A 14,062-nucleotide genomic window follows, 5' to 3' on the forward strand; every position below is an offset into this window, starting at 1 on the left:
TTCTTCTCCTCCTACATCCAATCCAAAATCTGAATCTTGTTTTCTTCAGTCCAAACGCCGACATCCCCTGTCGGATAGAGGTATTCGCCAGTTTGATGTTTGAATGGATGCGGAATTTTATGCGTTTCCATCCAATCGGCAAGCTCCCCGCAAATTGCTTTGATGTCCTTTGCACCGATAAAAATATCTCCAGGAAATCCTACCGGCATGAGCTGATGCTCTTCGCTCAGGACATATATTTCCGTCTCACAGGAAGGATCATGCACACCTGAATAGACCTCTTCTTGATCTGGGTACAGCACGCTGACTTGTGCATTTTTCGCCCAATCGGTGATCATCCGCTCTTTTTCTTCATTCGTCACGATCGTGAAAGAAGAGAGGGGTGTCTCCATTTGTTCTGTCATCGCTTCAAGTGTATGGATCAGCTGCTGCATCAGCGCTTGTATTTGCTTTTCTGTATATTGATTAAAGCGATATGTGACCCGAAGCTCCAGCGTATCTCCCGGAACTGCCACAAGGGTCAGGTCATAGTTCGTTTCTTCATGACTCGCAATGTCTAAAATGCGCACTCCGTATGGCTCGATAGATTCAATTGGATAGTTTTCAAACACGACAATGCTGTTAAACAATGAATCTCCATTCGGGATGTGGGTCAGCTGCTGAATATCTGGCAGTACGGTATATTCGAATTCCCGCATCTGAAATACTGTTTCTTGTGTATGTGCCAGCAGCTGGGAAATGGTCCACTCTGGCGTGATCGGCAAACGGAGCGGCAATGTGTTAATAAAGAGCCCTGTCATGCTTTCAACCTGTGGTAAGTCCGCCGGCCGTCCTGATACTGTCACTCCGAACACAACATCCTCTGATCCTGAATGAAGATGCAAAAGCATCCCCCATGCTGTTTGAATCAAGGTGCTCATTGTCACCTTCTGCGTGCCTGTCATCTTTTCGAGTTTCTGCTGCATCTCGGGCGTTAGTTTGATACTTAGCTGATCAACACCTGCTTCTTCATCCGAAGCATGCCCGCCGTCTCCTGGTAGCGGTGTAGCCTCCTCTACTCCTGACATATAACCTTTCCAGAACTCTAGCGCCTTCTCTTGATCCTGCTTTTGCAGCCACTCGATAAAATCTTTATATGGACGGACAGCAGGAAGATCCACCTCCCGTTCATCCACAAGAGAGCGGTACAAAGAAAAGGATTCTTCAATAAAGCTGAACAAGCTCCAGCCATCGATTAAAATATGATGAAAGCTAAAAATAAACGTGCATGTGTTTTCATCACGATGGAATAAAGCAATACGAATCAGCGGTTCATCCGTATCTTCTAGTTTGAAATCCTTTAAACGATCCGTTTGCAAATATTGCTGGATAGCTTCCTTCTGATCCGTTTCACTCAGGTGGCGCACATCGTGCTGAGTGAGATGAATGCTTCCTTCTGATTGAATCAACTGAACAGGCTCCTTTAGCCCTTCCCAAGCAAATGTTGTCCGCAAAATCGAATGACGCTCTACAAGCAGATTCCAGGCTTTTTCATAGGCTGCGCCGTCCGTTAAGCCTTCGAGCGTCATATGCACTTGACCAAAATACGCCTGTGACGCTTGATCTAACAGTGCATGAAACAGCATCCCTTGCTGCATCGGAGATAGTGGGTACACATCCACTACATTGTCTGGAAGCTCATCTATTTGCTTTTGTGTCAGCTGAACCATTGGAAAATCAGATGGTGTAAAGCCGCCTTTTGTCTCTACACAATGCGTCAGAATATTCTCCATTTTTTCTTTGAACCGTTCAGGTAACAGGCGCATCTCTTCATACTGAAGCAGTTCACGATTGATCATAAAATTCATCTGAAGCTGACCGTTCACAACATATCCGTACACATCGATCAAATGCTGTCTTTCTGCTTTTGGATCATGTACAAGTCCATTTCGTTCATCTGCTAAATAAAGATGTGCTTCACCGTCTATTTGATCTAACTGTCCAAGATAATTAAAGCTCATCTGCGGCGCGGCCTTTTTGAGTAAACGAGATGCTGTCATGTATTGAAGCAAGCCATAGCCGATTCCCTTTTGCGGCACAGCTCTTAAGGTTTCTTTGACATCTTTGATTTGTCTCTCAATATCGGTTTGAATAAAAGGAATAAAAATAGGATAAGAGCTTGTAAACCATCCGACTGTTCGTGACAAATCCATCTGTTCAAATAAATCCTCGCGCCCGTGCCCTTCTAACGTGATGAGCAGCGGCTTTCCAACGGCTTGCGTGAGTCCTGATAAGAGTAAATCGTTTACCTCTGTTCGGTACGCTTGTGATGCCTGTCTTAATAAAATATCTGTTTGATCCTTCGTCAATTGAATAGACAGGATCTCTGCATGTTCTTCTATATTGAAAAGCGCAGGTGTTTGAAAAGGAGAACCCTCTTCCTCTTGACTGATGATATTTTGCCAAAAAGGAACCTGCTCTTGTAATTGATCGGTTTGTGCATATTCATAAAGAGCATCTGCCCACTGCTGATAGGACGCAGTTTTCTTTGCAAGCTCGATTTCCTGCCCTGCCGCAAGCTGCTTCAGTCCATTTAATAGGTCTTCCTGTATGATGCGCCATGAGATTCCATCCATCACAAGATGGTGGGCAGCGATAAAGAGTTCTGACGTACCATTACTTGTGTGAAAAATGATGGCTTTGATCACTTCTCCTCGCTCTAATGACAACGTTCCTTGACAAGCGGCGGTCTCCATGCGGATTTGTTCCAGCGCTTCCTTCTGAGAAACACCCGTCAAATCAAAGAAGGAGACACAAGGGGTGATGCCAGGCTGACGAATGGTTTGAATCCACGAGCCATCTTCTGCTTTTGTATATACCGCTCTCAGCATATCGTGATGATCGACAACTTTTGAGAGAACCTGTGTCAGCTGCTTGAGCTGTATGGTTTCCTTGAATTCCATATGCGCTGATAAATTCCAATAATCTTGGTTTGTCATTGATTGCTCAAAGAACCATGATTGGATTGGAAGCAGACGAACAGCTCCTGTGACAGGCGACTGATCATAGAACGCAGCAGCATCTGACCTTTTCATAGCAAGTGCCAGCTGTGAAATCGTCTGTTTTTCAAATACATCTCTCGGCTGAATGACATAGCCTTCCTGTGCTAAGCGCGCCACCATTTGTATGACAATAATTGAATCTCCGCCAAGCTCAAAGTAGTTATCATGTACGCCAATCGAAGGCGTACCGAGCAGCTGAGTCCATACTTTTTCCAGTACACGCTCTTCCTCACTGAGTGCCCTGTCAGCCGGTTTCTCCACTTCTTCCTGTCTCCACTCTGGCGGCGGGAGACGTTTTTGGTCTACCTTGCCATTTGCCGTGAGCGGGAGTTCCTCCAGCTCTATTAATAGGCTTGGCACCATATAATCTGGCAGTATTTCTTTTAATTGATGGCGAATGTCTTGCGTGGTCATGCTGCCCTTTTGGACAAAATAACCGATCAATCGCTTATGACCACTCTCATGCTGATGCGGAATGACCGCACATTCTATGATGTCTTCAAAGCGCAGCATAGCAGCTTCAATTTCTCCGCATTCGACGCGGTGCCCGCGAATTTTCACTTGATGATCGATTCTTCCAAGGCAGTCGATGATGCCGTTTGGCAGCCAGCGGCCCATATCGCCTGTTTTATATAAACGCGCTCCTTCTTGGAAAGGATGCGGGATAAATGATTGCGATGTTTTTTCTTCATCTCCAAGGTATCCGAGTGCAAGCCCTGTACCTCCTACGTAAATCTCTCCAATGACACCTTGCGGAACCGGCTGTAGCTGGTCGTCTAGTACATAGGCCTGAGAATACGCAATTGGTTGACCGATAGGAACCGCCACCTGCCCCTCATCCATTGCCCGAATGTGATGCACACAGGAGAACGTCGTATTCTCAGTTGGTCCATAGCCGTTTAAAAGGCCTTCAGGTAAATACGGCAGCGCTTTACGGATATGAGCAGCTGACAAAGCATCACCGCCGACCAATAAGGCATCGAATCCAGATAAAGCTTCTGGATGTTCCTCTGTTAATCGGTTAAACAGCGGCACTGTCAGAAATCCTGTTGTGATCTTGTAAGATGTCAGCGTGTCAGCGAGTGTATCCATTGATAAGATCGTATTTCGATCAGTCAGTATCAGCCTTCCCCCGTTGAGCAGGGCTCCCCATATTTCATACGTAAAGGCATCAAAGGAAAAGCTCGCGATTTGTAAAATACGCGTTTGTTCATTAAGGGTGACATAATCTGTTTCGCATACAAGCCGGATGACCGCTTGATGTGGAATTAAAACCCCTTTTGGCTGACCGGTTGATCCTGATGTGTAATTGATATAAGCGAGTCCATCAGGTTTTAAAGCAGCAGGTTTGAATTCTGCCTCTGATAAAAACTCTTCATACCCCTGATCAAGACAAATGAGCTCGGTTTGACTGATCGAGACTTGTTTCAGCCATTCATTTTTTGTCAGTAACAGCTGAATACCTGTATCCCTCAGCATATAATCAATGCGTGCATCTGGATATTCAGGATCAATTGGGACGTAGGCCCCGCCTGCTTTCACAATCGCCAGCACCCCAAAAATCATTTCAGGCGACCTGTCGATCAGAAGCCCTACTGGTTCATGCGGCTTCACTCCTCGCTGCTGCAGATAAGCAGCAAGCCGGTCGACTTTCTCTTGTAACTCCTGATACGTCCACTGTTTTCCCCCAGATTCGAGGGCAATCGCATGAGGTGTCTTTTTCACCTGTGCTTCAAACCGTTCTGTGATGAGAAGCGGGCCTGCTGGTTGTTCTGTTTTGCCGCTCCATTCATAGAGCAGCTGCTGCCTCTCTTTCTCTGGCAGATAATTCATTTGTCTGATCGGCTGTGCTGGATTTTCACAAATACATGCAAGCAGCTGCTCGTAGTAACAAAGGAACCGATCCATCGTGTCGTCAGAAAATAAATCTGCATCATACTCCAGTTTTAATTGAAGACCCTCCGCTCCTTCAAAAACAAACAGAGATAGATCAAATTTAGCCGTATCGTTATCCTCAATGGCTAAAACGGATGTCGCCTCACCCATTGGAGAAGCTTCAAGGGGCAGGTTTTGTAGAACGAACATGACCTGAAACAGCGGCTGCTTGCCAGCCTCACGTAAAATATTCAGCTCATCTACGACCATCTCAAACGGCACATCCTGATGCGCATAGGCGCCCATTGTTGTTTCCTTCACTCGCTCTAATAGCTCTGTGAAAGCCGGATTCCCGCTATGATCGATCCGAAGTGCCAGCGTATTCACGAAAAATCCGATAAGCTGCTCCATCTCCGTCCGATTTCTCCCGGCAATGACGGATCCAATAACAAACTCATCCTGTGAAGATAATCGATGCAGCAAGGTAGAGAAAGCCGAAAGTAATGTCATATAGAGGGTGCTGTCTGTATTTTTAGAAAGAACAGCCAGCTGCTCTGATAGCGGCTTCGACAGTCGGTATTTTTTCGTCTTTCCCCTGTAGGATTGGACGGCTGGACGCGTGTAGTCATACGGCAGCATCAACTCTTCCACAGGTACCGCAAATTGCTCCTTCCAATAGGAAAGCTGTTGATACAGTGTTTCTCCCGTCAAATACTCCTTCTGCCATAGTGCGTAATCTGCATATTGAATCGGCAGCGGTGAGAGATCAGGCTCCCTCCCTTCGATCATCGCTGTATACCATTCGGACAGCTCCCTTGCGGCAATGCCAATCGACCAGCCATCTGACACGATGTGGTGAATGGACATCAGCAGCAAATGATCTGTTTCTGACAGTCGAATCAGCTTCGTGCGAAAGAGTGCATCATGCTCTAAGCGGAAAGGCGTGTCCGCTTCTGTTTTCGCCCACTCAGCCGCTTTTTGTTCTTTTTCTTCCTGTGATGCCAAATCTGATACATCGACCACCTCAAGCGCTGGAAGAGTCATATGCTCATGTATGATTTGTACCGGTTCATCGCCGTTCATCGCAAAGGATGTTCTGAGTGATTCATGCCTTTGCACCATTTGCTGCAGGCTGCGCTGAAGCACCTTTACATCTAAAGGTCCATTCATCCGAAAGGAAATCGTATTATTGTATAATGGCAGATCAGGCTGTAATTGATAGAGAAACCACTGTCTTTGCTGGGCATAGGACATCGGAAGCTCCTGTCCCTTTTCTATTTTCCGTATCAGAATCGCTTCATCGGCTTTGGCATGTGAATCAATCCACTCCGCTAACTCTCCAAGTCTCGTATGCTCAAAAAGAACAGCGAGCGGCACGTCAAATCCCGTTTTCTGTCTAACAGCAGACAGCATTTGCGTTGCCTTGAGCGAATGACCTCCGAGTAAAAAGAAGTGATCACCACAGCTGATGTTTGAGACATCAAGCAGTTCGGACCAAATGTGTGCCAAAAGTTTTTCCGTCTCGGTTTGAGGTGCTCTGTCCTCTGAAGCATGTCCACTTTCCTCTATTAATTCATTGAAATGCACTTCGTCCGGCATCCCATCCTCTGTTTCTTTCCAGTATTCTTCAGGATATAGATGGACGGAATATTCACCAGAGAGACGAGACTGTATACACGTATAAATGGACTGATACAGCCTTTCTTCAACAGCCTTTGATGTTTGATCGGTTTTGAAAAAGACATATATGACCTGCTCTGTTTGGGTCTCCCCCTGTATCATCTCTTGAATTTCCTGCTTCGACCGATCCAGCCCGATATAAATGAGTGGAGCTTCTGTCATCATGCATGCAAGCATTGTTTGAATGCCCGCCCGTTTTGGAATCGAGAGATAGCCCCTTTCTTTTAGCATGCCTTTGATCATCGAGCCTTCACTCATTCCGGTCTCATCCCACATGCTAAAGCTAAAGCAATACGGTTTTACTGTAGATGTCAGCCTCTGATAATGAGCAAATTGTTCAACGAACTCATTGGCCGCACAATAAGCGCCAACGGTCATCCCGCCCTTTAACGTTCGAGCTGACGAGCTAGAAAGGAATAAGACATTCTCCCGTTTAGAGGCTGCTTCATGAAGCGCAATCGTGCCATATACCTTCGCTTCGTACATCGCATGTAATGACACAGACGTCATATCACGAAGCAGCTCTTCTTGAATGATGCCAGCGAAATGAATAACGCCATGCAGCCTTTTACCTAATGCCGTCTCCTCTCTTGAGATCAGGGCTTCAATGGCTTGTGCGTCAGTGATGTCCACCTTTTCATATAGAACTGTACCTCCGTGCTTTTCCGCTTGATTCTCAAGTGAAATCAATACGTCTTGCTGCTCCGCAGATAAAGCCTCTCGCGCTTTTCTTCCAACTAGCACTAGATGCGCTTGATAGGATGTCAGCAGGTGCTCACTCAGCAACCGTCCAATGCCGCCAAGGCCGCCTGTCATCACGTAAAGCCCGGATGATTCAAATGGCGGTTTCTTCATCCTTTGTTCTTTTTCCAGATGAAGCGGTGTTAAAAGAGGAGTATAACGAACACCTTCACGATAAGCGGCGATATGATGGCTTGTGTCATGTGTGAGCTCTGTCATGATCGATGATGCATGAGAACGGCCAGCATCCGGTTCTGTCAGAGAAAAATCAAGACACCGCACCTTGATAAACGGCCATTCATGCTGAACAGCTGTCATCAGTCCTGCTGTCGTTGCTTTCTCCACATCATGTGTTTGATCTTCCGGCAAATTCATCGCATGGGCAGAGACAAAGGTGATCTCTACCGGCTCCTCATAGGCAGCGACCGCTTTAGTTACATATAATGCACTCATACTGCCTGTTTTCTGGGCTTCTTTCGCCAACGCTGCATGAAGTGTGTCTTCTTGAGTTGTGTAGTTCCAAAGGTGAATGATTTGTTTCACCGAAACGCCATACGAACGGAGCGTCTCAAAGAGTTGTTCGTAGTCAGACGGCCGATTCGGGTGGATGATGAAGTGTGTTTGTGTGAGTTGTGTGAATGCTTGCCCCGGTTCAACCGTAATATAAGTTTGTTCATTGCTTGAAAGGGATCTCAATTGATCTGCCAGCCCTAATGTGTCTGCAAAGATCACCGTGTCCCCTTCTGTTTGTTTTTCCGCTTCATGAAGCGGAGCAGGTGTCCACTTCTTTTGTAAACTCCAATCAGGCAAGGTGTGCTCATTTTCAAGTCTGATGTCCAGCTCCTTGATGATTTCATCGAATTCGCCTTCCTGCCATCGCTTCTTGAGCTGTGCCCTTTCTATTTTTCCAGAGCTTGTTTTCGGAAAGGCGTGCTTCTGGACAGGGATCACACGCGATGCAGACAACCCCATTTTTGTTGCAATATTGGTTTTGATATTCTGACTTGCCCTCATGATATAAGAAGGTTCATACAGCTTCGGTGTAAAAAAGAGAATCAGCTCGTCGGATGCAGATGCTTCCATCCGGGCGGAACAAGCGGCTACAAAGCTCGTTTCGACGCCGGGTACTTCCTCTGTAATGACTTCTATTTCATAGTTGTGATAATTTTTCCCGTTGATGATGATCATGTCTTTTTCTCTTCCGGTTAATGTCAGCCTTCCTTTGTGCAGAAAACCTAAATCCCCCGTGTGAAACCAGCCGTCTGTTTGAAAGACTTCTTGATTCGCTTCGTCATTCTTGTAATAGCCCTTCATTGTCGTCGGCCCTTTAATTTGCACACTGCCAATATGATCTTCGGGAAGAAGTTCATGCTGATGATTAACGATACGAATCGTGATACCAGGAATTGGTCTTCCCAGCTCTGTAAAGCTGACAGTTCCTGTCTCACGTGCGTCCGCTGGTCTTAGCTGCTCTATGAGTGATGTTTCCTCAAAGGTTAGAACCCCGCTGCTTTCATCTCCCCGCTCTATCGCAAAAGAGAAGACAACGGCTGAAGAGATTTCAGACATGCCGAATGCCGGTCTCATGACGTCTCCCTTTAAGCCGTGCGGAGCCAGCAAGTGTAAAAATCGGTGAATCGTCTTCGGTACGACCGCTTCAGCCCCATTGATCATACAAGTCATAGCAGAAAGATCCCAAGATCCTGATGAAATGTCTTTCTCATAATCATTGATCATCGCAAATGCGAAGTTAGGCGCCCATGTCTTCGTTGCACGGTAGCGGTCCATCCAGTCAAGCCAGCGCAGCGGCTGAGCGATAAAATCATCTGTTCTTGCCCGAACCTGTTCACAGCCCGTGTACACATTGACAAGGTGAAACATCACAATACCGCCAATATGATCTAAAGGCATCCAGTCTAATGACACATCCTCTTGTGTAAACCCATTGGCTGCCACTGTTCCTTTGACATTCGCCAGCACGCTTCGATGAGAATGCTCTACGCATTTGGGCATCCCTGTACTTCCAGACGTTAAGATAAAAAAGACTGAATCATCCGGTGTCGCGGGATAAGCTTTTATATCTCTTGCTAAAGAAAGCATCGGCTCAACGGCTGCGACACGTAACTTGTCTGTATGCCACAATAAAGCTAAGCCTTGCACCTCTTCAATCAGCGAGTCATCTGTTAAAATGAGCGGATGCTCCAGCAGGTTCCACGCATGATGAAGCTTCTTCACAGAGGCATTCATTTCACGATAGGTCGGTGCAGCGGACACTAATGTTGGAACAAATCCGCCTAACACACACGCCCAAAAGGCTGTTACCATTGCATGATTGGATGAAAACTGAAAGAACACTGGATCACCTGGTTCAAGTCCGAGCGCCCTCAAACCTGTCAGAACCCGCTCGGCATCCTCCTTTAACTGCGCGTAGGATTGTGTGAGTTCATTTTCACTATTGACGATATAAGTCAGCCCATTTGTCGTTTTTGCCGCCTCCATTAAGGCGTCCTGCAAAGTTTGGGCTCCTGCCTTAACATCTAGATCCCCTCCATAGGAAAGGGCGGGCGGCATGTCCGCTAAAGCAGGGGAAGCCGTTTGCGTCTGTATCGATTCAGATGCGGCCTCCTGCTCCATGTGATTGTCGAGAAATAAATGAGAGAGGTGATATGGCCGCGGTCGAATGGTTTTTTCACGAGAAAAAACAGCGAAGCGTTCGATTTCGTTGGTTTGTAAAATGGTTCTCTGTACATCTTGTAAAATCGTATCCATTGATTCATGTACATTTGATTGGTTCATAATTGATGGTTTCATATGAGTTCCTTTCCTTTTTTATCAGGCAGGACTGCTAATGTGCACCCCTGCCTGATCTAAAGTTTACAAAACGGCTTCTCTATTTTTTTGATTGACGATCTTTTGGATCAGCTGGGCATTTTGGGCTGCACATTCTTTGTTTTTGAACATGTCAGCATGCTGACCATAGCCTTGATAATAGCGATAAGCACCGGTCGTCGCTTCTTCCCAATGATCCATCCAGTCTGGAATATCAATTTGCTCTTCTGATTGGATGAAATCAATATCTGCTTGTATCTTTCCTTGATTCACCCCCTTAACAAATGTTTCATAATAGGCCCGCGTTTTTTGAGCAAGCGCTTCTTGAACGAGCTCTTCTTTGGCAAGTTCACTTTGCTTTGATTGATGGACAATCGCTGCGATATCGTCATCAATGGATCGTCCTTCTAAATCACTTTCACCAATTTTCTTATAGGAATCGATCATGATGACCTTTTCCACCGTCCGTCCTGCTTGTTCAAGCGATTGAACGAGCTCAAAGGCCAGATAGCACCCGCCAGAGTAACCCATCAAAGTCAGCGGTCCTTCAGGCTGAAGGTGCTGAATATGCTGAACGTATTGCGTCATGCGTTGATCAGCTTCAATAAAGTCAAAGGCGATCAAACGAACGCTATCAAGCGTTTTGGCAGCTTCCTGATAGATAAAGCCGTAGCCCGGTAATGGCGGAAGAGCAAAGACTGTTGGCGTTTGAGATTCATTGAATACAAGATAGCCGGCAGCTTGGTGATCCTGCTGTTGAATATAACGGCTGATGGCTTCGATTGTCGGCGTCTCAAACAGCAAGTGAATAGGCACCTGAACATCGAATTCCTTCGACACCTTTGATAAAAGTGACATCGCTTTTAAAGAATGTCCGCCAAGCTCAAAGAAATGGTCATCTGTACTGATATCATTTCGTTCAAGTACTTCACGCCACATGACAAGCAGCTTTTGTTCTATCTCATTTGCCGGAGGCTTCACATGGCGGTTTCCTTGAGGCGCCTCTGGCTTTGGCAGCTGACGTTTATCAACCTTTCCGTTTGGTGTCAGCGGCATTTTCTCAAGTCTGATCAGCTCATGAGGCTGCATGTAAGCCGGAAGTTTCTCCTTCAGCCCTGACTTGATCACATCAACTTTGTCCTTCCACTCCTCCTCACACGTCATATAGGCGAGCAGCCTTGTATGCTGCGAGCCATGCTGATCAGTTATGAGGGCAGCTTGCTTTACGCCTGGATGCATGAGAAGGTGGGCTTCAATTTCTGTCAGCTCAATTCGGTGGCCGCGAATTTTCACCTGATCGTCCACTCTGCCTGCATACTCAATCAGACCGTCTGCTCGAAAATAAGCCAAATCACCCGTACGATACAGCCTTTCTCCCGCAGCAAATGGATGTGTGATAAAGGCTTCTTTTGTCAGATCAGGACGATTCAAATACCCCTTCGCAAGCCCTTTGCCGCTGAGACAAAGTTCTCCGACCATTCCAATCGGCTGAAGCTGTCCGTGCTGGCTCAATATATAAGCACCCGTTTGGTTAATCGGCTTTCCGATGGGAATAGAATGCGCTTCGATCGGAGGAGCTTCATCTACAGGATAATAGGTGGCGAAAACCGTTGATTCAGTTGGGCCGTAGACATTGATTAGTCTGCCTTTCCCCATAACATCAAAGGCTTTTCTCACATGCTGTACAGATGCACGCTCACCTCCGAACAGCACCTTGCGCACACTGCGCATCCAATCGGTTTCTTCATCAATAAGAAGATTAAATAAAGCAGTTGGAACAAACATGACAGAAATGCTTTCTCTTTTAATCAGCTCCGTCAGCTCATGCATATCTAAAATGGTTTCTTTTTTCGGCAGGACAAGCTTTGCTCCGTTTAAAAGTGCACCGTATACATCAAAGGTAAAGCCATCAAATACGCTGTTGGATAGCGACAGTAGTGTATCTGTTTCTGAAATGGTTAAGTAGTTCGTATTTTTGACCACCCGGGCAATATTGGAATGGGTTGTCATGATGCCTTTTGGCTGACCCGTTGTGCCTGATGTATACATGATATATGCCGTATCGTGTAAACCTGCTTCTAGCGGCAGATTCTCTGAGCTCATTAGTGAAATCTCCTGATCATCTGCAAACAGATACGTGCCAGCAAACCCGAGCCCCTTCGCCTGACCAATAAAGGATGAGTGAGTCAGAAGATGCGTCGCTCCGCTGTCTTTAAGCATGTATTGAATGCGGCTTTCTGGATAGTCAGGATCAATTGGCACATAGGCTGCGCCTGCTTTTAAGACAGCAAGCAGACTGACAATGAGTTCAGGCGTTCGATCGGCTAAAATGGCGATGACCGTTTGATGTTCGGCTCCATTTTTTTGCAAATGTCGTGCCAATCGATTGGCTTGTTCATTCAGCTCAGCATATGTCATCGTTTGCTCTTCTGCTGATAGCGCCACTGCATTTGGCTGTTTGCGGACATTATGCTCAAACCATTTCGATAAATACAGCTGGTCATGCTCAAGCTCAGGTGCATTCCATTCCTCAAGAATCAGCTGTTTTTCCTGATTCGTGACGAGTGGGAGTGTATGAACCGATTGATCGGGATGCTTGACCGCCTCATGTATCAATAGGCTGAGCTGTTCCTTTAACTTATGAACAAATTGAGGATCAAACGCTCTTTGGTTAAAGGCCAGCTTCAATAGTAATTCTTCTCCAGGCGATGCGAGCAGATTCAAATCATAGTTTGATTTTTCATAGACATTCATGTCCTCCACCGTGAACCCTAATCGTGCCTCTTGCTCGTCCTTCTTTGCGGCTGGGACATTTTCAAACACAACAATATGATCAATGAGCTGCTGCTGGCCTGACTTTGCCTGAATATCATAAATCGGAATATATTGGTGCGGCTCGGCTGCAAGAGACTGCTGCTGTGTTTCTGAAAGGAGTGCACGAAATGTCATGTGATCTGTCAGCTGAATTCTTCTTGGGATGACATTGATGAACAATCCAACCATCCTGTCAACGCCAGCCAAGTCTGCCGGACGTCCTGACACAACTGTTCCAAACAGCACATCATTTGACCGTTGATATCTGCTCAGCAGAACCGACCAGACGGATTGAAGCGCACTGCTTAACGTTGCATTTTGCTGCAGCGCTAACTCTGATAAAGCGGCCGTTTCTTCTTTGCTCATGGACCACTCAATTTCGCCTAATTCATGTTCATTCGTTTGTTTCCGCTGCTCTTTAAAGGTCGATTGTCCATCAAACCCTGCTAATGATTGCTGCCAATATTGAAGTGATGCTTGCTTATCTTGTTTTTCCAGCCACTTTATATATTCTTTATATGGTTTGACCGGCTCTAACTTGTAAGGGACGTCATGTAAAAGTGCATGATAAATCGCAAATAACTCCTGCACCACAAGTCCAAAGCACCAGCCATCCAGAAGGATATGATGATAGCTCCATATCCAGCGATAGCTGCCAGGGCCCGTTTGGAAAACAGACGCCCGCATGAGAGAATCCTTCGAAAGGTCAAATCCTCTCAGCTGATCCTGTTGTTTGAATTTCTCTATACGTTCAAGCTGTTCGTCTTCAGAAAGATCTTGCAAGTCCACAACATCAAGTGTAAAAGGACGTTCTTTTAGTACAACTTGGACAGGGCGCTTTACTTTTTCGTGGAGAAACACGGTACGAAAAATATCGTACCGCTCCACGATGATATTCATGCTTTTCTCAAGTAAGTCATAACGCAATGTGCCCTTAACGTTCATATCCATTTGCTCTACATAAAAGCCCTTTTCCTGATGATGGAGGGTATGAAACAGCATTCCTTCTTGCATCGGTGACAGATAATACATGTCTTGAACTTGATCCCTTTTAAATTGACTCATCTATTTCATCCTCCCTT

2 protein-coding genes are annotated in these 14,062 nt (G+C 46.1%); both read right to left on the bottom strand.

Annotated elements, in window-relative coordinates; all coding sequences use genetic code 11:
- Positions 1-11 precede the first annotated feature (11 nt).
- Positions 12-10,148 (bottom strand): non-ribosomal peptide synthetase, encoded by a 10,137-nt coding sequence (locus JJ692_RS00255; RefSeq protein WP_206534104.1) that lies wholly within the window; start codon positions 10,146-10,148, stop codon positions 12-14.
- A gap of 63 nt (positions 10,149-10,211) precedes the next feature.
- On the bottom strand, positions 10,212-14,045 hold the full coding sequence (locus JJ692_RS00260; protein WP_206534105.1) for a non-ribosomal peptide synthetase: 3,834 nt from the start codon (positions 14,043-14,045) through the stop codon (positions 10,212-10,214).
- Positions 14,046-14,062: the final 17 nt, after the last annotated feature.

Source organism: Bacillus sp. 3a, from assembly GCF_017161885.1.
In the GTDB taxonomy this organism is placed as follows: Bacteria; Bacillota; Bacilli; order Bacillales; family Bacillaceae; genus Bacillus; species Bacillus safensis.